The sequence below is a fragment of the Actinomyces sp. oral taxon 175 str. F0384 genome, assembly GCF_000223355.1.
GTDB classification, from domain to species: Bacteria; Actinomycetota; Actinomycetes; order Actinomycetales; family Actinomycetaceae; genus Actinomyces; species Actinomyces oris.
Map to the genome: position 1 here is coordinate 131,806 of NZ_AFUR01000005.1, position 22,773 is coordinate 154,578.

Sequence of the window (22,773 nt, forward strand, 5' to 3'; positions counted from 1 at the left end):
ACTGATACAGGAAGGTGTTGCTCATGAAGGCCATGCAGATCGTCAGCTTCGCTGGCCCGGCGTCCGGGCTGCGGTACCAGGAGGCCCCCACTCCTGAGCCCGGACCGGGTCAGATCGCCGTGGATGTGGACCATGCCGGCGTCGGCTACGTCGAGGCGCTCTTCACAGAAGGACTCGTGCCTATCGACCTGCCCTGGACCCCCGGGCTGGAGGTGAGTGGCCGAGTCCGTGCTCTTGGAGATGGTGTGGATGGCTACCGGGTCGGGGATGCCGTCGTCGCGCTGACCATCACCGGGGGTGGTGGCTACGGGCAGGTCGCCGTAGCCCCCGCGGAGCTCGTCGTGCCACTCCCCGCGGGACTCGATCCGGTCCTGGCCGCCGCAGTTCCGGCCAACTCGACGACGGCGCTCGTCGCCCTGGAGGAGATCGCCCACCTGCGCCGCGGCGAGAGCGTGCTGGTCCATGCCGCCGCCGGTGGCCTCGGCTCGCAGATGGGCCAGGTGGCTCGACTGCTTGGCGCGGGCCGCGTCGTCGGCGTCACCCGCAGCGAGGCCAAGCGCCAGGAGATCCTGGACCTGGGCTATGACGAGGCCTGGTTGACTGAGGACCTCTCCGAGGCTGAACCCGCCCAGTTCGACGTCGTCGCCGACCCGGTGGCCGGCCCGGCCAGGCTGCGCAGCCTGGACCTGCTGCGTACGGGCGGACGGCTCCTGGCTCTGGGGGACGCTTCCCAGGCGGAGGACCAGCAGGTGAGTACCACGTCGCTGTGGCTGCGGGGCATTGGCGTCATCGGCTTCAACCTCGGGGCCTTCAGCCAGGCGAACCCGGCGCTCGTCGGAGGCCACCTGAGGCGCGCGGTGGAGCTCGTGGCCTCCGGAGAGCTCCGTGTCCACGTTACCGACCGGCTTCCGATTCAAGAGGCCGCGCAGGCCGTTGCCGCGGTGCGCGCGGGAACCACCACCGGCAAGATCGTCCTGACCCACTCGAAGGACTGACGACCCGTCCAGGTCCGCAAGATTCGTCAGTGAGCTCTGGGCGCCATACGGGCATTATGGAGCGCATGAGAGAAACGATCGGCTCCTTCGACGTTGTTGGCCTGCCTCTTCGGACGTCGAACCGAGAGGCGGCCCGAACCATTCCTCCTCACTGGCGGGCCGCTGCCGACGTCGGGCTCCTCGCACCCGAGAAGCCCGGGGTCGGCCCCGGTATCTATGCGGTCTACACCGACTACGAGACTCCCGGCGACGATGTCGACGGTGTCTACACCCTCGTCATCGGTAGGCGCATCGAGGCTGGAGGTTCGGTTCCCTCTGGCCAGGTGACTGTGACGGTCCCGGCCTCTACTCACGAGATCGTCACGCTGCCTGATGCTCGGCCGGAGAGTGTCTATGACGCGTGGGTGGATGTCTGGGCCCGCGAGGACCTGGCCCGTGACTATCGTGCCGACTACGAGTACTACGCTCCGGACGGCTCGATTCATCTGTCCATCGGGGTCCTTTCGGACACATGAGGGCTGAGCAGTACCAACGCCAGCTCGACGTTGTCACCGACTACATCTATACGCATCTTGACGACGACCTCAGCTTGGAGATCCTCGCTCACGTCTCCGGGTTCTCCCGCTATCACTGGCACCGCATCTACCGGGCGGTGCGCGGGGAGACGGCCGCTCAGACCGTACGCCGTCTCCGTCTGGAGCGGGCTGCCGCCATGCTCACTGAGACCTCGTGGCCGGTGGAACGGATCGCCTGGAAAGCCGGGTTCACCGGCACCGAAGTGTTCAGTCGAGCCTTTCTCCGCGCCTATAGGACGACTCCCAGCCGATTCCGCATCGGTGGACGCTCGGCATCGATCGACTCACCAGTGACGAGTTGTGGTTCGGGATCGACGTCGTCGGTGAGTCAGGACCCGGCGTGGGCGGTGCGCGTGGAGACTCGCCGCGGCTATCGACTTGCCGTATCCGAGCACCGTGGTTCCTATATGGATATCGGCCGGGCCTTCAGCCGAGTCAGAGACCGTGTGGGCTCCGGGAGTCTGATGGTTGCCATCTATGAGGACGATCCCGACGCCGTTCCCGCAGCTGATCTGCGCTCGGCGGCTGGAACCGTCGTCGACCCCGGTATGAAGATTCCCCACGGCCTTGCTGAGAGGATGGTGCCGGACGGACGGTACGCGATCATGCGTTACATCGGCCCGTACTCGTCGATGCATGCCGCCTACCGGTGGCTCTACGGTCAGTGGCTGCCGAGCTCGGGCGAGGAGCCGCGAGACCATCCGATCATCGAGGAGTACCTCACTGACCCGGCGACCACTCCACCTGTCGACGCCGTCACCGACATTCTCCTGCCACTCCTGTGAGGTATCTGAACTGATGGTTCACGCAGATGGGCGGCAGACACCGAGGTGTCTACCGCCCATCACGTGCGTCCCGATGGTTCGCTCAGGTCATGAGTCGGGTCAGGATTCCAGGGCCCGCCGGCGTCGGTAGGCCTGGACCATCATGGTCGGCGCCGTGATCCCCAGCACCGCCCCTCCGGCGATGAGGAAGGTGTCGGCCGCGCTCCCTCCGGTGAAGGGGATGGCGGGCACCGACGACTTGCGGTTGGAGATCTTGCCCAGCGCCACGACCTGTCCCTGGGAGGAGATGGTGATGGTGCGGGGGGTGGCGTCCAGGACGTAGCCGACCGGCGGTTTGGTCTCGACGAGCCGGTAGGAGCCGTAGCCCAGCTCCGCCAGCTTGAAGGCGCCGGGGTTCGCATCGGTGTCCAGGCCGCCCTGGGCGCAGGTGCCCACGCAGTCGGTGATGGTGCGGGCCTGGTCCGGCTGAGGCCGACCGTTGGAGTCAAGGGGAATCAGCGACCACTGGGCGCCCTTGATGGGGTTGCCCCGCTCATCGGTCTTGGTCCAGGTGGCCGACCCCTTGATCCGGGTGTTGGTGACCTGACCCAGGTCGAGGGTGGGGGTGTCGTCGTCGGTGCCCGCGGCCGGTGCCGATCCGTCCAGGGTCTTGGTCAGGGTGGTGGAGGACAGGTGGTAGCCGACCGGCGCCTGGGTCTCGGTGATGGAGTACTCGCCCCAGGTGAGCCCGGTGACCTTGAAGAACCCGGCACGAGGGTCTTGGTCCACCGAGCCGTTGGGGCACGTGGCCTTGCCGCCGGTGACGGCGCAGTCGGTCACCTCCTTCTGACCGCCGTTGAGCGCCGGGGAGGCCAGCGTGAACACGGTCCCCGCCAGCGGGTTGCCGGCGTCGTCGACCTTGCTCCAGATGACCTGACCGGGCTGAGCCGTGTTGACCATCGTGCACTGCATCCACTCACCGGTGGCCAGATCCAGGGTCTTGGAGGCGGAGTTGACCGTCGACGACGGAGTCCTGATATCCGAGTTCGGGTGCGGCACGCAGGAGACGGTGGCCTTGTACCCGGCCGCCTTGGGCGACGACGAGGACTCCGACAGCACCGTCTGGCCCTGGGGCAGGTAAGCGGAGTCGAAGCCGCCGGCGCCTGAGGCGGTCTTACCGCGCTTGGGGGTTGCCGTGAGCGTCCAGTCCTTGGCGGACAGACCCAGGGAGCCGGCCGCGGTGTTGTCCACCTGCTTGGCCAGGGACAGGTTGGGCAGCTGGACCTGCACCTGGTGGTCCTCGACCTCACCGTTGACAGCGATGCCAGTGGGCTGAGGGTCCTCGGCCGCCCGCCCGTTGGGCGGGGCACCGGTGATGCGCAGACGCATGAAGGTGGCCGCACCGTTGCCATTGATGGTGCTCCGCTTGGCGTCCTGGGGGACGGTCCAGGTCACAGTGGCCTTACCGGCGCTGGAGCAGGAGGTCACCGCGGAGCGCTCACCGGCGGAGAACACGCCGTCCCGGTTCCAGTCCACCCAGCCGGCAATCTTGGTGTTGCTGCCCGAGCAGGTGATCTCCTGGCTCCACTTCTTGCCGATATCGGTCCAGATGACGCGGTCCCAGTCGGCGGGCAGGGCGTCCTCATCATTGATATCCGTGATGTTGTCCCTCGAGGCGTCAGCGCTGTGGGCGATGTTGTCATCGTTGTCCGTCAGGGCACCCAGGCGTACGACGGCGGAGTTCGTGGTGGCCACGTTGCCCTGGTCCGTTGCCGCACTCAGGTTGTACCAGTCTCCGGCGTCGCCCTCATACGGTGCCTTGCCGCGGGCGATGTTGCGCTCTCCGCTGTCGGACAGCTCCCCACCGCTCCAGGCCGGCTGGAACGCGCTGCCGGCGACACCGTAGCTCTCAGGTGCGTCGCCGTAGTCCATGTAGGAGACGACACCGAAGGCGACGGCGCCTCGACCGCCCCCGTGGATCTCGACGTAGCCGGTGCGCATGTTGCTCAGCAGCATGACCGAGGAGGGGCCGTAGCCGTTGGGAACCTTGGCGCTGCACTCGGCGTCGTCCGGGCGCAGCTTGACGCCGGGGCGGTTGCCAACAGGGGTGGAGACGGAGACCTTGCCGATGACGGAGTTCGTGATGCATCCCGGTGTCCGGGCGCTCTCCAACAGGCGGTAGGTGACGTCTTTGGAGGCGACGTAGGGGATCGGGGAAACGGAGATGTACTCCTTCTGGCCGTTCGGTATGTGCCAGCTCGAGGCCTCAGCATCGGCGAAGACGATGCCCTCCATCGGAACCTCCACCTTGTTGGGGAAGCGCTCCAGCTGGCTCTTCGCGGGCTGGGAGGTGGAGGTCACCAGGTAGGCGCTGCACTCGATCTGGAACTGCTGCGTGGAGGAGTCCCTCAGGTTGGCAATGCCCAGAGGCAGGTTCGATGAGGTCGTATAGGGCTTCTTGGCGACCCCGGCGGTGTAGTTGGTGCCGTCATTGTAAAGGCGAGCCAGGCCGTCTCCCCTCCAGTTACCAGGATAGTATCCGACACTTAAGCCCCGGTCCGTGGGCAGCCCCGTCTCGTTCTTTCCCACGGCGGTGGTGCGCACATTGGACAGGGTGCATCGACTGGTGCGCCACATATCGCCGGAGATCCGTGAGGGAGTCGACCAGACCACGCCGGTGCTTCCGTCGGGAAGGATTCTCGTGCCTTTTCCGGGCAAGGTATTGGTCATCTCGGTCCAGTCGATCCAGTCGATCACCTGGGTGTATTTTCCCGATCCTCCGGCAGGATTACCATAAATGGCCTTGGCCGGGGGAGCCGGGAGCGTCGCTGTGCCCAGTGCGCCGGCAATCAGGGCAAATGTCGAGATGGCGGCACCGCTCCTCAGTCTCCGACGAGACTGGCGTGATGGTTGACGTGATGACGTCAGTTCCCGCCGGTGTGAGCGGACGAAAAGTCGGCGAAGCATGAAGCGCTACCTCGGTTTCAGGGGTACGGGCCTTGACACGGTAGCATTAAGGAATTCCACAGAGGATCACGGTGAGATTCCTGCAACTCAACAGCAATCAGTATCACGGTTGAGTGTCGGCAATGAATTGCGTCATCGGTCGGAAAGTGACGCATTAGTATTCTTCTGGTGCGCTCATTGTGCCGCGCTCATTGTGCGGGCAGCGGTGCTCGGGCAGTGGTGGCCGGTTCTGTCTGCGCTGACATGATGTCGTGAGGAGCCGCTGAGGCACTGGGACGAAGGGCTGCGCCGTCGGACAGGACTGCTTAGGATAGGTAAGGCTCAGTCACCGCCCGGTTGCAGAAGGATGAGGTCATGTCACAGCCCTGGGAGATCTACGACGCGCTTCTTGACGGACTGCCCGACGACGTCGTCGTGCGCACAGCGGGACAGGGGCCACGCTGGAGCCGCGTCCTCAACTCCGCCGGCGGCGTCGGCACGGCCTGGACCATGGATGTGCGCAGCCGGCCGGCCCTCAACGACGGGCCGCTCGAGGGACGGCCACTGCGCGACGTCGGCGCCCTGGCGAAGTCCTGGAACCTGGCTGAGGCCAGCATCGGCCAGGCCGCCATCAACTCCTGGTACTCGCGCGAGCAGACGGCTGCGGACAACGGTTTCGAACCCACCGGGGAGGGACTGACCTGGCGCCAGGTCTTCGACCCCTACCGGGAGATGATCGTCGGCAAGAGAGTCGCAGTCATCGGGCACTTCCCCTTCGCCGAGGCCGCCCTGGCCGGCGCCGGCGAGTACATCTGCCTCGAGCGCAACCTTCAGCCCGGCGACTGGCCGGACAGCGCCTGCGAGTACGTCCTGCCCGAGTGCGACCTCGTCTTCATCTCCTCATCGAGCTTCGTCAACAAGACCGCGCCGCGCCTCATCGAGCTCTCCCGCCAGGCGCACACCGTCCTGGTGGGGCCATCGACGCCACTCAACCCGGTGCTCCTCGAATACGGCGTGGACACCATCACCGGTTTCATCGCGGCGAGTTCACTGAGCGACCCCGCCTCTCTGGCCGAGATGGTCCCGGCCGGCGACATCGGCCCCGGATTCCGCGTCCACCGTCACCGGGCCTGATCGGCCGGCCCTCGCCACGGCGGCCGGCAGGAGTCGGTCGCTGCGGCAGTGCCATGGAAACTGCCATGGGATGAGAACTGGAACAACGACGGCGCCGCGCTGGGTCATGTCCAGCGCGGCGCCGTCGTGAATTCAGAGGGGGCGGTCAGGCCTGAGCGTCCTCGGGGCTGATGCCGTAGCCGGCCTCATCCTCGGTGGAGTCGGCCCAGTACTCCTCGGCCCACGGGTCCTCAACGGGCTGGCTACGACGCCACACGACATAGGCGCCGGCAGCGGCCGCGCCGGCGACGGCGAGCCAACCCAGGGTCTTGAGCACGCGGTGCTTCTTCTGCTTCTTCACGGGAACCTCCAATGCGGCGGACTTTGCGGCAACAGCCACGCGCTGGGCGCGCTCTGTCAGGGTACCGTCCGTACCTGCAGCAGCCTGGGCAGCCACGGCGGCGCGCTGCGCACGAGGGATGTAGTCCTCGACAACCCGGTAGCGGGCCTCGTGGACCACCGGCTCCAGACGCTCCTGTGCGTCCTTGGCGGCGCGGGCCACGCCCCCGGCGGCCTTGCTGACGTGCGGAGCAGCCCACAGGGCGGCCTTCTCAGCCTGGCCGACGACGGATCCGGCAAGGGATGCTGCCTCCTTGCGCAGATGAGTGGTGTCGAGCTTCTTATCGCAGCATGTCTTCGTCAGGCAGGACATGGTTGCCTCCCAGGTTGGAAACGGATACAGACGGTCGTTGTGCAACGTGCACCAATGGTCGCACCCCGGCGCGGCCTGGCCCACACGATGTCCAGCCGTTTTGCCTGGGGTGAACAGCACCGCACACCACTGAGGGGTTCATGCCGATGGGCCCGCGACCGTGCCACCATGTCACTCATGGAAGCGACTCTTCACACCAACCTCGGCGATATCCGCCTGGAGCTCTACCCCGAGCAGGCTCCTGAGACCGTCTCCAACTTCGTGGGGCTGGCCACCGGCCAGAAGGCGTGGACGGATCCACGCACCGGCGCGGAGTCCCACGCTCCGCTGTACGACAACGTCATCTTCCACCGTGTCATCCCTGGTTTCATGATCCAGGGCGGTGACCCGCTGGGTGACGGTACCGGAGGACCCGGCTACGTCTTCGACGACGAGATCGACGCCTCCCTGACCTTCGCCGCCCCCTACGTCCTGGCCATGGCCAACGCCGGCCGCCGCCTGGGCAAGGGCACCAACGGCTCGCAGTTCTTCATCACCACCGCCCCCACCGAGTGGCTCCAGGGCAAGCACACGATCTTCGGTGCCGTCACCGACGAGGCCTCCCGCGCCGTCGTCGACGCGATCTCGGCTGTGGAGACCGACCCGCGTGACCGCCCGGTGCAGGACGTCATCATCACCTCGGTGGACATCACCGAGTAGTTTCCACGAGGGCATGGGGTGGCCGCTCAGCAACGAGGGGTCACCCACCGCACCGCTACCGAAGCACCGGAATCAGGTGTGATTCGCCTCTGTGACGCCGCCGGGACCCGCGTCCCGGCGGCGTCGTCGTATCCGGTTCACCCGTCCCAACCCGCTCAAGCCCCGATCATCCGCATAGGAGCATCCGATGACCTCGACGAAGTCGTTTCCGCAGCAGGCACCGCCGGTGTGCCCGCGGCACCCGGGCACGGTGGCCTACGTGCGCTGCCAGCGCTGCGACCGACCCACCTGTCCCGCCTGCCAGGTGCCCAGCTCGGTGGGGGTCCACTGTGTGGACTGTGCTCGTCAGTCTCAGGCCGGCCGACGTCAGGCGCGCACGCTGCTGGGCGGGAACGTCACCTCCGGGGCCCTGGTCACCAAGATCCTCGTCGGCCTGTGCGTCGTCGTCTACGCGCTTCAAGTCCTCATCCCCGAGGTGACGATGCAGTCGCTGGAGCTCCGCCTGGGCTTCGTGCCGGCGCTGGCCGTCTACGAGCCCTGGCGGTTCCTGACCACCGCCTTCCTGCATGCGAACTACATGCATCTCGGCTTCAACATGTGGGCTCTGTGGGTGCTGGGCGGTGCTCTTGAACCGTTGCTCGGGCGGTGGCGCTTCACCTGCGTCTACCTGCTCAGCGCCCTGGGTGGCTCGACGATGATCTACTGGCTCTCCTGGCCGGACACGGAGTCCTGGCTCACGCTGACGGTGGGCGCCTCGGGAGCGGTCTTCGGCCTGTTCTCGGCCATGTTCATCGTGCAACGGCGCTTCGGGCGAGACACCTCGGGGATCGTGGCGCTGGTGGCGATCAATGCCGTCATCTCCTTCCTGGGGGCCAACATCTCCTGGCAGGGGCACCTCGGTGGGCTTGTCGTCGGAGGGATCGTCTCGGCGATTTACGCCTGGGCGCCACGGGGGAAGCGGCAGGCTGTGGGGATCGCTGGAACCGTTGCGGTCGCGGTGGCCCTGGTAGGGCTCGATCTGCTTCGGGCCCTCCTGCCATGAGACGCGCCGCCCCTGAGAAGCCCCGCGCCGCTCGTGCGGCCATGAATGACAAGCCTGAAAGAACACCTCTGTGGTTCATCCACATCTGTGGACACAGGTGTGGAAACACAAGCGTGTAGTTATCCACAGACCTGTCCACACATGGGGAAAGTCGACGTGGGTTGTGGGGAGTCAGTTGTCCACGGATCCACAGATGGCCTGGGGAGGAATCAGGAGCGGGCCGAGGCCATGTGTGCCGGGCTCCGGGGATGCAGCCCGGGCCCCGTCGTGGGGCTGCCCTCGGTGATGCGATCAACAAGCAGTCCTGTCGGCTCGCTCAACCGCTGTGTCAATCCGCTGTGCCGGGCGCCTGGAAAGCAGGACCGCACCGCTGACGACAAGGCCCCCGAGCCGATGCTCGGGGGCCTGTGCGGATGCCTGATCGTGTGAGTGTCTGAAACCTGCTACTTCCAGCGAAGCAGACCGAGGAAGCCCGACATCATGATGAGGAAGCCGATGTAGAGGTTGCCGTTGTACAGCCAGTCTCCGGCGTGGTGCTCGGCGAAGTAGGGCAGCGGGTACCTGCCCTGGAAGAGGTAAGTGGCGACAACCCACAGCAGCCCGATGACCAGGAGCGTCACCATGGTGGGGGCGTACCAGCGCGGAGAGGCGGTGTCCTTGATCTTCTTGGGCGTGCGCGAGACCCGGTTCGCCGCAGCGCGCGACTCCTCCTCGAGAGCCTTGGCCGCCTTGGCCGGGTTGCCGGAGCGCTCAGGGTGCTTCTTCTTCGACGACGAGCTCTTCTTCGAGCCCTTGGTCGTCTTGTCCTTCGTCTCCGTCTTCTCAGAGGCGGCAGAGCCCTTCTTCGAGCCCGTGCCCTTCTCAGCGCTCTTCGCGCTGTTCTTCTCTGAGCTCTTCTTCGAGACCTTCTCCGAGCTCTTGTCGGCGTCGTCCGCTGTGGACTTCTTCTCCAAGGCCACCCTGGGTCTCCTCACTGTCTGGGGATGGTGGCATGAGACCACCGCAATACATCCGGGCCTAGCCTAGGACATGCTGCGAAGCTTCCTCGCGGCGCATCCTGTGATGAGTCCACCACTCCTGGCTGGTCATGTGGGGGGTGTACCCCCTTAGACTGGCCGCTAGCCTGATGATGCCCTAGTTCTGAGGAGAGGCAATGACTGGAGGAGGTCTTGTGCGACACCGAGCACCCGGCCAGAGTCGTGCTGTCCGAATCTTCAACGGCACCTTGACCGGAATCGGTGAGCTGCTCATCACCGCCGGTCTGGTCGTCGCCCTCTTCCTGTGCTGGCAGCTGTGGTGGACCGGCATCGACGCCAACGCCAGTGCGAAGGCGGTGGCCACGCAGTTCCACGAGAAGCAGGTCGAGTCCCCCAGGAAGACAGGCCAGAAGCACTACGATGCTCCTCCCGTCATGGAGCAGGTCGGCTACGGCGAGACCATCGGGATGCTCGTCGTCCCCAAGTGGTACGGCGTCACCAACAACAACATGCCCATCATGGAGGGCACCGGATCCGACGTCCTGGACCAGGCCGCGGCGGGCCACTACACCAACACTCAGCAGCTCGGAGAGCTCGGGAACTTCGCGATCGCCGGGCACCGCCGCACCTACGGCAACTCCTTCCGTCGTATCGACCTGCTCCATGAGGGTGACGAGATCATCGTCTCCACGGCCAAGACCTGGTATGTGTTCAAGGTGCAGAGCCACGAGCTCGTCCAGCCCGAGCAGGTCGAGGTCATCGCTCCGGTCCCCGACCAGCCGGACGCCCAGCCCAAGGATCGCTACATCACGCTGACCACCTGCCACGGATCGACCGCCGGCGAGTTCGGCAATGACCAGCGCTGGATCGTCCACGCGAAGTTCGAGTACTGGATGGATCGCTCCGAGGGCCGTCCGGAGTCCGTGCTCAACGATCCGGGGGTCAACTGATGTACGGCTTCATCTGGCGACACCTACCGGGGCCCGCGTGGCTCAAGGCCATTGAGTCGCTCATCCTCATCGCTGGAGTCGTCTACGTGCTCATGCAGTACGTCTTCCCTTGGGCCAACGCCACCTGGCACCTGTCCGGCAACGCCGACGTCGGCTGACCGGCGCCCCGCCAAGCCTCGTCCATCGGAACGAAGAGGCAGTGTGAGGAACGGAGCGCGTGTGGGGAACAGGAATCCTGTTCCCCACACGCGCTCCGTCGTCGTCAGCGAGAGGGCGGGTGCGCGACCGGGCCCGCGGGAGTGCGGTGCAGGCCCGGCGCGACGTCTGCTCAGGCCAGTGAGGGCTGGAGGCCGAGCGTGCCCACGAGGTGCTCGCGGTAGGCCGGAGAGCTGACCTTGTCCAGCCAGGCACGGGCCTCGGCCAGGCGGCCCTCGATGCCCAGGCGCTCGACGACCTCCTCGTTGTTCTCCGCCGTGTAGAAGCGGGTGAGGTCCTCGATGGCCTGGTGGGCCAGGCGGGTGTCGCGGTCGACCTTGGCGTCCAGGCGCTCCGCGTACCACGACGAGCTCAGGATGTTCTCCCGCTCGAACAGGGCGCGGAACTCCGGGCTCGTCAGGTCCCAGCCCTCGCGGGAGGTGCCGTCGATCATGATCTCCAGCAGGGCCCGCAGCGGCGGCACGGCCCACTCGATGGAGCCGTCAGCCCGGTAGTGCTCGGCCACCACCTTGTGGGTGGTGACGATGATGTCCACCGAGTCGGCGAAGACCGCCTCATCCTGCAGCTCGGGACGCAGCATCTCCTCGGTGAAGACGACGTCGGGGTGCAGGAAGATCCGGCCGAAGAAGGTCGAGGTGAAGGCCTGGTTCATGCGGTAGCCCAGGCGCGAGGCCTGGACGGTGCGACCCTCGTACTCGAAGTCCTCGATGCGCTCGAGGTAGCCGCCCTCGACGAGGCGGTGGGCGTCGCGCTCCTCAGCGCTCATGCGCGAGAAGATCTCCGGGATGAGCAGCGAGATGTCGTGGGCCACTTGCACCTTCGGGCCGATGTAGCCGGCCGAGGACAGCCAGCCGTCGTAGCCGCTGAGGGCGTAGGACAGCAGGGCCGCGTTGAGGTCGTAGATGGCCGGCAGGGCGTTGAACGGGGCCTTGGTGAGGGCTCCCTCGCTGCCGGCGCCCGTCGTCGAGGGGGACTTGCCGGTCATGGAGGAGATGAACTCCATGAACAGCTCGGGCAGCTCCATGTAGTGCAGCGGGTTGTAGGCGCACAGGGGCGGAACCCCGTCCTCGGGCGGGTTGTTGCGGCGCCCGGCGGCGACGACGTCGACGCTGTGGCGCAGCGCCTCGTCCAGGGGAACGTCCCGGAAGAGGTGGTTGGTCAGGTCCGCCAGCGCCACGTCCTTCGGGTTGGCGATGTCGGGACGCACCTGGAGGTAGCGGGGGTTCTTGGTGGGGGCGCCGTTGACCAGGCGCGGGTCGGCCGTGGAGACCCAGTAGGTCTCCTCGGCGGGGTCCTCGGCCTCGGGCAGGGCGGCGGCGCGGGCCACCAGGTCCTGCATGGGCTGGGTGAAGCGGGACAGGCCGGGGGCGTCGGCGGCCATCGCCCGGGCGTCAGCGGGCGTCAGCGGCTGGAAGTTGGAGATGAACAGGTCCGCCTGCGGATCGGACATGTCCGACTCGGTCTGCTTGTCATAGCCGCGCACGATCGCGTCGTCGGGCCGCTGGAAGAGCAGGGACTCGCAGTTGGTGACGAACTTGCGCGACAGCTGCGAGTCCGGGGTGGAGACCAGGCCGCCGGGGGCCACGATCGAGGCGGTGATGTCGTCCTCGGTCTGGACCTTGGCCGCCGGCGAGAAGTCCGGGCGCAGAGACAGCAGGCGCCAGGCGCCGTCGTCCTCGAAGCCCACGCGCAGCATGTTGACCTTGATGACCTCGCCGTCCAGGCGCAGGGAGTTGCCCTTGCGGCCGTTGATGATGCCCACGGAGAAGTGGCTGCGCCAGTCCTGGCCCCAGCTGGGCTGGTAGAAGCGCTTGACGGTGAAGACGAGCTCCTTGATGTGGGCCGGGATCGACTCCAGGAAGGCGTTGTACTCATCGGTGTACATCGACGACGGCGTCAGCAGCTTGATGACGCTTCCCAGCGAGCGGCGCTCGGAGAGGATCGAGCGGTGGTTGCTGCTCTTGTTGGCCGGGTCCACGAAGCGGTCGGCGTAGTTGCCGTCGAGGATCGCCTGGACGGCGTCGAAGTCCTCGTCGACGTCGCCGACGTAGGCCTCACCGAAGACGAAGGCGTCCAGGAGGGACTTGGAGATCTCCGACTTGCCGCCGCCGGAGACGGTGGCCGGCTTGTGGGCCTGCGTGGACCAGGGGGCGGTGCCCACCAGGTGCCACTGGGTGGCGTCGCCCTCGCGGTGCTTGGCGTGGACCCGGTAGCCGTTGGGGGCCACGTAGGTGTTGCCCACGAGCAGCGGGATCGAGGCCTCCTGGCCGTCGGGTCCGGTCCAGGTGATCGTCTGGCTGCGCATCGAGTAGTGGGCGCCGGCGGGCACCAGCACCACGGTCGGGTCGTCCATGACGGCGGCGGACCCGTCCTGGCGCGCCTCGAAGCGGCCGGGGTTGCGCTCGATGACGTGCTCGAGGGTCAGGCCCTCGGGGGTGTGGATGTCGGTGTACTCCTGGCCCAGGTTGTAGCGCGGGTAGGCGACGGCGCCGCCGGCGTGCTCCTCCTCCACGCAGCCGAAGAGGTTGGCCGAGTACCCGATCTGGGTCTTGACCTCCTTCTTGCAGTAGCCGAAGTAGTTGTCCGCGATGACGGTGACGATGACGCCGCGCTCGTCGCGGGCCACGCACTTGAAGGCCTTGCCGCCGTTGTAGAGCTCGGCCTCGTCCTTCCAGCACTGGCCGTCGCGGCGCTGACGCTCGGTGGCCTCCTCCCAGGAGGGCAGGCCCAGCTCCTTCTTGGTCAGGGTGGTCAGGTGCGGGGCGAGAATGACGCAGCCGGTGTGGCCGGTCCAGGACTCCGGGGCCAGGGAGGAGTCGTTCTCCGGCAGGTAGGGATCGCCGCCGTTGCCGAAGATGCCCTCGACGAAGTCCAGGTTGGAGACCAGGCCACCGGGGGCGATGAAACGGATCTCCATGGAGCGCTCGGCGGAGAAGCCGGGGACCTCGGGCACGACGACGGGGCGCAGCAGCAGGGACACGAAGCAGCGGGCCGGGTCCTCCTGCCGGGAGGCCCACGGCAGGGTCAGCAGGTCCTCGGGGGCATCGACGGCGTGGGCCAGCAGACGGGCGAAGACATCGCGCGGAACGGCGATCTTGTCATCGGGAATCGGCAGGCCGCCCTCGGCGACGTGGAAGACGCCGGCAGTGGTGCGGCGGTCGTTGCGGGGGTTGTGCAGGACGCCGCCGAGCACTCGGTAGCTCTCGACGTAGTCGGAGGTGAAGCTGGTGGCGTCCTCAGGCAGGGACAGGGCCCGCGCCAGGCCCGGCTGGTCCAGGACGAAGGTGGAGCGGGGCAGCCTCGGGGTGACGGCCGCGCCCTCCAGGTAGGAGTCGAGGAAAGTCTGAATGCGATGGTCGGCGGCACAGGGGCGGTGAGCCAGCCGGCGGGAGAGCTCGCGCTGGCGAGCCAGAATCGGGGACATGAGACGGTCCGCCTCACTCTGCTTGACCGGTGCCGGAACGGGGAGTCCCAGCAGCTCCAAACGCAGGGCGATGGCGGAAGTGGTGGCCGCGTCTGTAGTTGTCATGGCACGAGCCTAGACGGACCAAACGACACGCTCCTGTTACGTTCTGCCCAGAAGGAGCGCTTCTCCAGCGTGTTCGACGTCACACTCGCCGGTCGGTCACCGTTCTCGGCGACCGACCGGTGCGACGTCGAGCGCTCAGGACAGGAGCATCTGGGACAGTGCCGTGCCCACGATGCAGGAGGTGAGCACTCCGATGAGCCCGGGCACCAGGAAGGAGTGGTTGATGACGTACTTGCCGATGTGGGTGGTGCCGGTGGGGTCGAAGCCGATCGCCGCCAGGTCCGAGGGGTAGGTGGGCAGGATGAAGTACCCGTAGGAGGCGCCGATGAACCCGACGACGACGACCGGGCTCACCCCGAGTGACAGGGCCATGGGGGCCACGATGAGCAGGCCGGCGGCCTGGGAGTTCACCAGCTTGCCGATGATGAACAGGACGATGGCGTACATCCACACGTGGTGGGACAGGACGCCCGAGAGGCTGTGCTCCAGGCTCTCCAGGTGGGCGTGGACGACCGTCTCGGTCATCCAGGCGACCCCGAAGATGGAGAACATGGCGGTGGCCCCCGCCTTGAACACGGCGGTGGAGGCGATCTTGCCGGCCTGCACCTTGCAGGTCAGCAGGATAAGCGCCCCGGCGGCGAGCATGACCATCTGGATGACCAGGTTCATGCTCAGGCGCTCCATGGCGCCGTCGTCGCCCGTGGGGAACTGGGGACGCAGTACCTCCAGGGCGCCCAGGACGACGACGACGGCGATGGCGCCCAGGAAGATCCAGGTGGCGCGGTAGGCCTGGGGTGGGAACACCTTGCCGATGAGGGTCTCGGAGCTGGAGTGGACGGTGGCGCGGAACTCCGGGTTCTCCAGGCGCTTCTGGTACTCCTCGTCCTCATCCAGGTCCTTGCCCCGGCGCATCGACCACAGGGCGGCCAGAAGGACCCCGCACAGCGACGCCGGGATGGAGATCGCCAGGATCTGGAGGACTGACCAGTGCCGATCGGTGTTCTTGGCGATGATTGAGACGATGGAGACCGTGGCCACCGACACCGGTGAGGCGGTGATGCCCATCTGGGCGGCGACAGACGAGGCGGCCATGGGGCGTTCGGGTCGGATGTTCTTCTTGATGGCGATGTCCGCGATGATGGGCAGCATCGTGTAGACGACGTGGCCGGTCCCGCACAGGACGGTGAGGAACCAGGTGACGCAGGGACCCAGGATGGTGATCTGCTCGGGATGTCGACGCAGGACCCGTTCGGCCACCTGCATCATGACATCCAGGCCGCCGGACTGCTGGAGGGTGGCGGCGCAACCGATGACGGCCAGGATGGTGAGGATGACGTCGACCGGGGCCTCCCCCGGCTCCAGGCGGAAACCGAAGACGAGGACCAGCAGGCCGATCCCGGCGATGAGACCGAGGGCGATCCCACCCTTCTTCGCCCCGACGATGAGGCAGGTGAGGATGATGGCGACTTGAAGGATGATGCTGAGGGTCTGAAGGGCTGTGCTGGCGTCCATGGAGGATCTCCCCGGTTGGGCGAACGGGTGAGGGAGCGCTCCTCGAGCAGGCAGCGAGGAGCCGATGCGCGAAACTGACCTGGTGGGAGGAATTGAGGTCAGTGTCTCACCAGCAGCCGGGGACCATTGTCCTGGTCGATACCGGCCGTTTTCGGACTGCTTCGTTGCTGTCTGGGCGCGAACTCACATTCTGGCTCCCGGTGCGCCGTCGTCGACCCTCAAAGCGCATGAGTGCGCTGTTCGGGGCGATTTAGGTGACAACCCGATAACGTGAGTCGGTCACGTCATGGCTGGTTCCCAGGTCCGTATCGCTACCATCACGGCCCGGTGTTCCTTCATACTGGACGCATGTCGGCGCCCGATGCGGCTTGTCCGCAGCGATCACTCCCGATCGCCGTCGGCGGTCCTGCTGGACGGTGACCGGCCTCCGAGTCGGCGCCAGCAGCCAACATCGGTCATGATGAGACCCTATGTCGCAACCGGAGCGTTATCCCCCGCGCCGTCGCGGCACCCAGTCACCTCCATGACATCAACCGAAACGAGGAGCGCGTGGCAGAAGGCACGAGTGGGAGCGGACCCAGCCGCCCCGTCGGCAACAAGCTGACCCAGGTGGCCGGCGCCGGTCGGCATACCCTGGGCAGGGTCTCGGGGGGCGGTAAGAAGCCCGGAAAGGGGCGCAAGCCGTCGAAGGCCGAGCGTTCCAAGGACGCCGCCTCGGGGCGCAAGCGCCGTTTCTTCAACTACCCCCGCGCCGGTAAGGGCAAGATCCACCGCTGGATCCCCAGCTGGCGGTTCGTCCTGGGCGTCTTCCTGCTGGGGGTGCTCAGCACTGTCGGCGCCTTCATGTGGGCCTACAACACCATCAAGGTGCCCAAGCCCAGCGAGTTTGCGCTGGCTCAGAGCAGCACGGTCTACTACGCCGACGGAACCACGGAGATGGGGAAGTTCGCGGAGATCAACCGGCAGTCCGTGGATGCCTCCACCCTGCCGGACTATGTGGGCAACGCGGTGGTGGCCTCTGAGGACCGCTCCTTCTACTCCAACAAGGGCGTCGACCCCAAGGGCATCGCGCGCGCGCTCGTCAACAACCTTCGCGGAGGCGACACCCAGGGTGCCTCGACCCTGACGCAGCAGTACGTGAAGAACTACTACGTCGACACCACCAGCTCCTACTCCGGCAAGTTCAAGCAGGCCATCATGGCCATCAAGATCGACCGGGAGAAGCCCAAGAAGGAGATCCTGGGCGACTACCTCAACACGGTCTACTACGGTCGTGGCGCCTACGGCATTGAGGCGGCCTCGCAGGCCTTCTTCGGCCATCCTGCCAAGGAAATGAAGCCCTCAGAGGCGGCGCTGCTGGCGGGGATCCTGCCGTCCCCCAGCGCCTGGGACCCGGCCGAGAACCCGGACAAGGCCAAGGAGCGGTGGGGACGAGTCCTGCAGTTCATGCTCGACGACGGCTACATCACCCAGGCCCAGTACAACGAGGCCAAGCAGAAGGGGATGCCGGACCTCAAGGAGTCCCAGACCAAGCAGGTCTACGCCGGCACCAACGGCTACCTGCTGCAGATGGTGCGCGCCGAGCTCGAGAACAAGGCCAAGATCTCCCCGGAGCAGATCGACACCGGTGGTTTCAAGATCGTCACCACGATCAACCAGAAGGACCAGGAGGCCGCCGTCAACGCGGTCAACTCCCTGCCCCCCGGCGCCTCGCCGAACCTGCGCAAGGCGCTGGTGTCCATCGACCCCAAGACGGGCGGTCTGCTGGCGCTCTACGGGGGTGACGACTACCTGACCAGTCAGGTCAACACCTCCACCGATGCCATCGCCCAGGCCGGCTCCACCTTCAAGCCCTTCGCGCTGGTGGCCGCCCTGGAGAACGGGTGGTCCTTGAACAGCGGTTATCCGGCCACCTCGCCGATGACCATCGAGGGCCATCAGTTCCAGAACTTCAAGAACGTCTCCCTGAAGTGGGCCAGCCTCACCCAGGCCACGGAGCAGTCGCTCAACACCCCCTACCTCCAGCTCAATCAGGAGCTCATGAATGCTGAGGACTTGGAGGAGGGGATCACGGCCAAGGTGGCGAACCGCGCCGGCTACCCGGAGAACACCCAGGGTCTGAAGACCCCGGAGCAGCGGACTCTTGTCCAGAACGTGCTCGGCTCGGCCTCCCCGCACACGATCGACATCGCGACGGCCTACTCCACCTTCGCCTCGCAGGGCATCCGGCACGACACCCACATCGTGGCCTCCCTCAAGAACCCCGATGGCACTGACCGCTACACGGCGGACACCAAGGGGCATCGTGAGTTCGATGAGGACGTCATGGCCGACACGACCTATGCCCTCCAGCAGGTCGTCTCCGGACCGAACGGCAGTGCGGACAAGGTGGCCGCCCAGATGGATCGCCCGGTCGCCGCGAAGACCGGATCGTCGTCGGACAACAAGTCCGCCCAGTTCGTGGGCTTCACTCCTCAGGTGGTCACCGCGGTGACCCTCTACCAGACGGGAACGGACGGCTCGGAGGAGTCGATCGAGCCCTGGGGCGAGTACGACGAGATCACCGGCTCGACCTACCCGGCGGACATCTTCATCAACTACATGAATGTCGCGCACGAGGGGCTGGAGATTGAGGACTTCCCGCCGCCGGCCGAGCTGCTGGCCACCCGTGGTGGAACGGTTCCGCAGACCGCCAAGCCCACCGGCGAGCCGGAGGAGGAGGCGACTACGACCCCCACCGCTCCGCCTGAGGCGACTGCGACCCCCACCCAGCAGCCCACCGCCGAGCCGACCCCGCAGGGCACCCCGCAGCCTGACGGGAAGCAGACCGAGCAACCGGACTCCAAGGACAAACCTGGAGACAGCCAGGGCGGTAATGGTGGAGACCAGAACGGCGGCAACAATGTTGGCGACCAGGGTGGCGACCAGGGCGGCGGCGGCAACCGCGGCAACCCCGGCGACCAAGGCGGCGGCAACCACGGCAACCCCGGCGACCAAGGCGGCGGCAACAATGGCGGCAACGGTGGAAACAACGGCGGCGGTAATAACGGCGGCAACCAGGGCGGCGTCCTCTAGCGCCTCGCTGTCCGCCGACTGATCCCGTCCGCCCGCGGAGGCCTGACGGTGGGCCGATGACGTGTTGCATGGCACGTCGTCGGCCCACCGTCTCGGCTTTCAGGGCCACCCGGTTGTCCGGTAATGTGGCGAACTGGCTGCGCCGTCGGGCGGATGGACCTCTGTTCACCGGATGGTGCGCCGCACGCATCACCCTCCTGTCACGGAAGGACCGTGACCGCCACAGACCAGAGGAGGTGGGTACCAAGCATGCGTCACTACGAGATCATGATCATCCTCGACCCCGAGACGGACGAGCGCACCGCCAACGCGACGCTCGAGAAGCTGCTGCAGGTCGTCCCCAGCAACGGGGGCACCGTGGACAAGGTCGACATCTGGGGCAAGCGCCGGCTGGCCTACGACATCAAGAAGAAGTCCGAGGGCTTCTACGCCGTCGTGGACATGACCACCACGCCCGAGATCGCCCAGGAGCTCGACCGCCAGCTCGGCCTCAACGAGACCGTTCTGCGCACCAAGCTGCTGCGTCCCGAGGCCTGAGCCTCTACCGGGAACGGAGACAACGCCATGGCCGGAGACACCATCATCACCATCATCGGGAACCTCACCGCGGACCCCGAGATGCGCTTCACGCCCTCCGGGGCAGCGGTGGCCTCCTTCACGGTCGCCTCCACGCCACGCACCTTCGACCGCCAGGCCGGCGAGTGGAAGGACGGGGAGACCCTGTTCATGCGCTGCTCGATCTGGCGCGACGCCGCGGAGAACGTGGCCGAGTCGCTGACCAAGGGCACGCGCGTCATCGTCCAGGGACGGCTGGTCCAGCGCTCCTACACCACCCGTGAGGGCGAGAACCGCACGGTGGTGGAGATGCAGGTCGATGAGATCGGCCCCTCCCTGCGCTACGCCAAGGCCCAGGTCACCCGCCAGCCGCGCGGCGGCGGCCAGGGTGGCTTCGGCGGCGGCCAGGGCGGCCCCCAGGGCGGCGGCTTCGGCGGCAACCAGGGCGGTCAGGGCGGATACAACCAGGGCGGCCCCCAGCAGGGCGGCTACAACGGCGGTGGCGGCTTCGGCGGCCAGGGCCAGTCCGGGTACAACGCCCCCGCCGGCGGCGCCGCGGACGACCCGTGGGCCACAGGCGGCTCCACCTCCTTCGGTGACGAGCCCCCGTTCTGAAGCCGCGACGTCGTCCTCCCGTTCCCTTACACACAACACTTTTCATCTCGTAGAGCGCTCAGGCGCTCAGACCAAGGAGTACCACCATGGCGAAGCCCCAACTTCGCAAGCCGAAGAAGAAGGTCAGCCCCGTCAAGGCCATCAAGGTCGGCACCATCGACTACAAGGACACCGCCACGCTGCGGAAGTTCATCTCCGACCGCGGCAAGATCCGCGCCCGTCGCGTCACCGGCGTCTCCGTCCAGGAGCAGCGCAAGATCGCCAAGGCCGTGAAGAACGCCCGCGAGATGGCTCTGCTGCCCTACTCGAGCTCGGCTCGCTGATCGGAGGCACGCGCAATGACCACCAAGCTCATCCTCACGCATGACGTCTCCCACCTCGGCTCCGCCGGCGAGGTCGTGGAGGTCAAGGACGGCTACGCCCGTAACTACCTCCTGCCCCGCAAGCTGGCCACCCCGTGGACCAAGGGCGCCCAGCGCCAGATCGACCAGATGGCCGAGGCGCGCCGCAAGCGCTCCATCGAGTCTCTCGAGCACGCCCAGACCGCTCGCGCCTGGCTGCAGGAGAACGTCGTGACCGTCTCCGCCACCGCCGGTGACAACGGCCGCCTCTTCGGCGCCATCACCACCGCGACCCTGGCTGACGCCGTCAAGGCCGCCGGCGGCCCCGCCGTCGACCGCCGCAAGATCCAGGTCGTGCCGCCGATCAAGTCGACCGGCCGTCACAGCGCCTCCGTGCGCCTGCACGCCGACGTCGTGGCCCCCCTCGAGGTCAACGTCGTCCCCGCGCGCTGAGCGCCGGGCATCCTTCCGCCGTCGGGCCGGGTCCTCCCCGTGGGGACTCCGGCCCGACGGCGTTGTCGTGGGTCGTGCTGGGTCGTACAGGGCCGTGCTGGCTGGCCGGATCGTAGGGTAGGTCGCGACGTCGTACCCTTAACCCTCGACTTCGAGGCATAAGGCACGACAGCGCGGTCGGGAGCCGGCGATCATCTCCACAGGTCTGCTACGGGACGCGCGCTTCGGGCGACGGTGGCGGGGAAGAGAGTCAGGAGCCGGGCGCGCAGCACGTCGAGGTGCGTGAAGTCCGCCCAGATGAAGCGCTCGATGCGCCAGCCCATGCGAGTCAGGGCGTCCTGGCGCTGCTTCTCCTGCCACAGGTCCTCCGGGTCCCTGTACTTGATCCGCCCGTCGAACTCCGCCACTACCCGGTACTCCGGCCAGGCCTCATCGGGGAAGTAGAGGCGGGAGTGGTGGACGTCCGTGATCGCCATCTGAATGCGCGGAGCCGGCAGGCCCAGAGCGCGCACCAACCAGTGCAGCAGCGACTCGCCCGGTGATTCGGTGAAGGCCGAGGCCATGGCGATGACGGCACGTGCGCGCCGCGCCCCGGCACGCGGGCCCTGCGCCGCAATGGTGGCTTGGAGCTGATGCCGGGCAGCCTCGACTCGGCGGCTCGACTGGGAGTACTGGTATCGCGATGGACGGGCGATAGCGCGGAGCGCCGACTCGACCACGCACACCGAGTCGTGGGCGGGAAGGTCGAAGACGCAGTCAACCGCGGTCCGTCCCAAGGTGCTCACAGGCAGGCCCGAGACGGTGGTGATGTCCTTCTGCGGCAGCGTCAGGTGTCGTCGTCGCAGGTAGGCGAGGCGTTGTGCTCCCGGCGGGAGGGGGAGCTTCTGGTGGGGATGGTGCGGACTTGAGGGGACGACGACGCTGACGTCCGGCTCACGTTCCCGCAACCACAGACCATGAACGAGTGCGGCCGACTCGTGGCTCAGGCAGCGCGCGGACGTGACCTGAAGGCAGGCGGCCGCGCAACGAGCCAGACTGAGACGCGCGCCGGCCTCCCAACGGGGCAGGTCCTGAGCGCCGATATCCCCATAGACACCACGAAGGAGCCTGACGGGGTTGCGCATGGCGGCCGGTGGGCCGGCGGACGCGACAACGGGAGGCAGTTGAGGTGGTTCGGGATAGGGCTCCATACGGCAAGCGTGATGGGCGGGTGGATGAGGTGGCTACTGCAGTGTCGGAGCCCTGTGGATGCAGCAGGGAACGGACAGCACTGTGGCCACGGGGTGACGGCCTCGTGCTGGCTGCCCGGATCGTAGGGTAGGTCGCGAGGTCGTACCCTTAACCCTCTGTGCTGTCTCCTCACTTCTGAGACATTTGGGTGTCATGACATCTGAGACACTCACTCAGGCGGGAACCCGGGGCAGGCTGGTAGCCCTGGAGGCGAGGGTGGCTTAGGGGCGAGGCATGACGGGGTGTGGGTGTCCATGGTGCTGACATCAACCCCGCTTCGGCGCCGCACGCCGAAAAAGAACCGCAGGATTTCAACGATCCCCGCTGGGAACATTGATGCCGGGCCCGTTAATGTCAGCACTGTGGACACCAGGCCGCGCAGGAGTGAGTCAGGGGTTCTTGTGGCAGAGCCCAGCGCTTCCGTCACGGGTCCTCCTGCACCGCTCCCTTGCCCGCCGTCTACGCAGGGTCCCA

The 22,773-nt window shown here is 66.9% G+C and carries 19 protein-coding genes; 13 read left to right on the plus strand and 6 right to left on the minus strand.

Going from position 1 to position 22,773, the window contains the following annotated elements:
- Positions 1-23 precede the first annotated feature (23 nt).
- Genes HMPREF9058_RS08275 through HMPREF9058_RS08285 form a run of 3 tightly spaced genes read left to right on the plus strand, consistent with a single transcriptional unit; the run spans position 24 to position 2,355 of the window.
- Positions 24-995 (plus strand): zinc-binding dehydrogenase, encoded by a 972-nt coding sequence (locus HMPREF9058_RS08275; protein ID WP_043538010.1) that lies wholly within the window; start codon positions 24-26, stop codon positions 993-995.
- Positions 996-1,051: 56 nt separating this feature from the next.
- Complete coding sequence (locus tag HMPREF9058_RS08280; RefSeq protein ID WP_175284712.1) at positions 1,052-1,510, plus strand: GyrI-like domain-containing protein; 459 nt, start codon at positions 1,052-1,054, stop codon at positions 1,508-1,510.
- Positions 1,507-2,355, plus strand: coding sequence for a GyrI-like domain-containing protein (locus tag HMPREF9058_RS08285; RefSeq protein ID WP_009406916.1), 849 nt, complete (start codon positions 1,507-1,509; stop codon positions 2,353-2,355). Before HMPREF9058_RS08280 ends, HMPREF9058_RS08285 begins: the two co-directional genes overlap by 4 nt.
- A 99-nt stretch (positions 2,356-2,454) precedes the next feature.
- Here the strand turns inward: HMPREF9058_RS08285 and HMPREF9058_RS08290 are convergent, their stop codons facing one another.
- The gene (locus HMPREF9058_RS08290) at positions 2,455-5,301 is read right to left on the minus strand and encodes a CshA/CshB family fibrillar adhesin-related protein (RefSeq protein ID WP_302621225.1); all 2,847 of its coding nucleotides are present in this window, start codon (positions 5,299-5,301) and stop codon (positions 2,455-2,457) included.
- Positions 5,302-5,655: 354 nt separating this feature from the next.
- Between HMPREF9058_RS08290 and HMPREF9058_RS08295 the strand changes: the two genes are divergently transcribed.
- Positions 5,656-6,414, plus strand: coding sequence for a DUF364 domain-containing protein (locus tag HMPREF9058_RS08295; RefSeq protein WP_009406796.1), 759 nt, complete (start codon positions 5,656-5,658; stop codon positions 6,412-6,414).
- A 145-nt stretch (positions 6,415-6,559) separates the two neighbouring features.
- Here the strand turns inward: HMPREF9058_RS08295 and HMPREF9058_RS08300 are convergent, their stop codons facing one another.
- The gene (locus HMPREF9058_RS08300; RefSeq protein WP_009406927.1) at positions 6,560-7,105 is read right to left on the minus strand and encodes a hypothetical protein; all 546 of its coding nucleotides are present in this window, start codon (positions 7,103-7,105) and stop codon (positions 6,560-6,562) included.
- Positions 7,106-7,282: 177 nt separating this feature from the next.
- Here HMPREF9058_RS08300 and HMPREF9058_RS08305 point away from each other — a divergent pair, with 177 nt between their 5' ends.
- On the plus strand, positions 7,283-7,804 hold the full coding sequence (locus HMPREF9058_RS08305; RefSeq protein ID WP_029316092.1) for a peptidylprolyl isomerase: 522 nt from the start codon (positions 7,283-7,285) through the stop codon (positions 7,802-7,804).
- Positions 7,805-7,991: 187 nt separating this feature from the next.
- The gene (locus tag HMPREF9058_RS08310) at positions 7,992-8,846 is read left to right on the plus strand and encodes a rhomboid family intramembrane serine protease (protein ID WP_009406936.1); all 855 of its coding nucleotides are present in this window, start codon (positions 7,992-7,994) and stop codon (positions 8,844-8,846) included.
- Between the two features lie 443 nt (positions 8,847-9,289).
- Here HMPREF9058_RS08310 and HMPREF9058_RS08315 read toward each other — a convergent pair whose 3' ends face one another.
- Positions 9,290-9,805 (minus strand): cell division protein CrgA, encoded by a 516-nt coding sequence (locus HMPREF9058_RS08315; RefSeq protein ID WP_009406722.1) that lies wholly within the window; start codon positions 9,803-9,805, stop codon positions 9,290-9,292.
- Between the two features lie 194 nt (positions 9,806-9,999).
- Here HMPREF9058_RS08315 and HMPREF9058_RS08320 point away from each other — a divergent pair, with 194 nt between their 5' ends.
- Together HMPREF9058_RS08320 and HMPREF9058_RS13625 are read left to right on the plus strand one after the other, a co-directional pair.
- On the plus strand, positions 10,000-10,773 hold the full coding sequence (locus tag HMPREF9058_RS08320; RefSeq protein WP_009406900.1) for a class E sortase: 774 nt from the start codon (positions 10,000-10,002) through the stop codon (positions 10,771-10,773).
- A complete protein-coding gene (locus HMPREF9058_RS13625; protein ID WP_009406747.1) occupies positions 10,773-10,931 on the plus strand; it encodes a hypothetical protein in 159 nt (52 codons plus the stop codon). The genes HMPREF9058_RS08320 and HMPREF9058_RS13625 overlap by 1 nt, the downstream gene beginning before the upstream one ends.
- A gap of 170 nt (positions 10,932-11,101) precedes the next feature.
- Here the strand turns inward: HMPREF9058_RS13625 and HMPREF9058_RS08330 are convergent, their stop codons facing one another.
- Positions 11,102-14,518 carry a hypothetical protein gene (locus tag HMPREF9058_RS08330; protein ID WP_009406830.1) on the minus strand — a complete coding sequence of 1,139 codons (3,417 nt, stop codon included), beginning with the start codon at positions 14,516-14,518 and terminating at the stop codon, positions 11,102-11,104.
- A gap of 135 nt (positions 14,519-14,653) precedes the next feature.
- Positions 14,654-16,030 (minus strand): anaerobic C4-dicarboxylate transporter, encoded by a 1,377-nt coding sequence (locus HMPREF9058_RS08335; protein WP_009406772.1) that lies wholly within the window; start codon positions 16,028-16,030, stop codon positions 14,654-14,656.
- Between the two features lie 549 nt (positions 16,031-16,579).
- On the opposite strand from HMPREF9058_RS08335, the gene HMPREF9058_RS08340 reads away from it, so the two are divergent.
- From HMPREF9058_RS08340 to rplI, 5 genes are all read left to right on the plus strand, one after another.
- Positions 16,580-19,105 (plus strand): transglycosylase domain-containing protein, encoded by a 2,526-nt coding sequence (locus HMPREF9058_RS08340; RefSeq protein WP_009406899.1) that lies wholly within the window; start codon positions 16,580-16,582, stop codon positions 19,103-19,105.
- A 249-nt stretch (positions 19,106-19,354) separates the two neighbouring features.
- Entirely contained in the window at positions 19,355-19,642 is a 288-nt protein-coding gene (gene rpsF, locus HMPREF9058_RS08345) for a 30S ribosomal protein S6 (protein ID WP_003788455.1), read from the plus strand.
- Between the two features lie 27 nt (positions 19,643-19,669).
- Positions 19,670-20,275 (plus strand): single-stranded DNA-binding protein, encoded by a 606-nt coding sequence (locus HMPREF9058_RS08350; protein ID WP_003788452.1) that lies wholly within the window; start codon positions 19,670-19,672, stop codon positions 20,273-20,275.
- An 86-nt stretch (positions 20,276-20,361) separates the two neighbouring features.
- Positions 20,362-20,598, plus strand: coding sequence for a 30S ribosomal protein S18 (rpsR, locus tag HMPREF9058_RS08355; protein ID WP_003783656.1), 237 nt, complete (start codon positions 20,362-20,364; stop codon positions 20,596-20,598).
- A 15-nt stretch (positions 20,599-20,613) separates the two neighbouring features.
- Entirely contained in the window at positions 20,614-21,069 is a 456-nt protein-coding gene (rplI, locus tag HMPREF9058_RS08360; RefSeq protein ID WP_003788450.1) for a 50S ribosomal protein L9, read from the plus strand.
- A gap of 191 nt (positions 21,070-21,260) precedes the next feature.
- Here rplI and HMPREF9058_RS08365 read toward each other — a convergent pair whose 3' ends face one another.
- Complete coding sequence (locus tag HMPREF9058_RS08365) at positions 21,261-22,193, minus strand: hypothetical protein (protein ID WP_009406713.1); 933 nt, start codon at positions 22,191-22,193, stop codon at positions 21,261-21,263.
- Positions 22,194-22,773 lie beyond the last annotated feature (580 nt).

Bases quoted from the DNA above. Each gene is read 5' to 3' on its own strand.
- HMPREF9058_RS08275 (WP_043538010.1), top strand. From the start codon at position 24: ATGAAGGCCATGCAGATCGTCAGCTTCGCTGGCCCGGCGTCCGGGCTG.
- HMPREF9058_RS08280 (WP_175284712.1), top strand. From the start codon at position 1,052: ATGGAGCGCATGAGAGAAACGATCGGCTCCTTCGACGTTGTTGGCCTG.
- HMPREF9058_RS08285 (WP_009406916.1), top strand. From the start codon at position 1,507: ATGAGGGCTGAGCAGTACCAACGCCAGCTCGACGTTGTCACCGACTAC.
- HMPREF9058_RS08290 (WP_302621225.1), bottom strand. From the start codon at position 5,301: ATGCTTCGCCGACTTTTCGTCCGCTCACACCGGCGGGAACTGACGTCA.
- HMPREF9058_RS08295 (WP_009406796.1), top strand. From the start codon at position 5,656: ATGTCACAGCCCTGGGAGATCTACGACGCGCTTCTTGACGGACTGCCC.
- HMPREF9058_RS08300 (WP_009406927.1), bottom strand. From the start codon at position 7,105: ATGTCCTGCCTGACGAAGACATGCTGCGATAAGAAGCTCGACACCACT.
- HMPREF9058_RS08305 (WP_029316092.1), top strand. From the start codon at position 7,283: ATGGAAGCGACTCTTCACACCAACCTCGGCGATATCCGCCTGGAGCTC.
- HMPREF9058_RS08310 (WP_009406936.1), top strand. From the start codon at position 7,992: ATGACCTCGACGAAGTCGTTTCCGCAGCAGGCACCGCCGGTGTGCCCG.
- HMPREF9058_RS08320 (WP_009406900.1), top strand. From the start codon at position 10,000: ATGACTGGAGGAGGTCTTGTGCGACACCGAGCACCCGGCCAGAGTCGT.
- HMPREF9058_RS13625 (WP_009406747.1), top strand. From the start codon at position 10,773: ATGTACGGCTTCATCTGGCGACACCTACCGGGGCCCGCGTGGCTCAAG.
- HMPREF9058_RS08330 (WP_009406830.1), bottom strand. From the start codon at position 14,518: ATGACAACTACAGACGCGGCCACCACTTCCGCCATCGCCCTGCGTTTG.
- HMPREF9058_RS08335 (WP_009406772.1), bottom strand. From the start codon at position 16,030: ATGGACGCCAGCACAGCCCTTCAGACCCTCAGCATCATCCTTCAAGTC.
- rpsF (WP_003788455.1), top strand. From the start codon at position 19,355: ATGCGTCACTACGAGATCATGATCATCCTCGACCCCGAGACGGACGAG.
- HMPREF9058_RS08350 (WP_003788452.1), top strand. From the start codon at position 19,670: ATGGCCGGAGACACCATCATCACCATCATCGGGAACCTCACCGCGGAC.
- rpsR (WP_003783656.1), top strand. From the start codon at position 20,362: ATGGCGAAGCCCCAACTTCGCAAGCCGAAGAAGAAGGTCAGCCCCGTC.
- rplI (WP_003788450.1), top strand. From the start codon at position 20,614: ATGACCACCAAGCTCATCCTCACGCATGACGTCTCCCACCTCGGCTCC.
- HMPREF9058_RS08365 (WP_009406713.1), bottom strand. From the start codon at position 22,193: ATGCGCAACCCCGTCAGGCTCCTTCGTGGTGTCTATGGGGATATCGGC.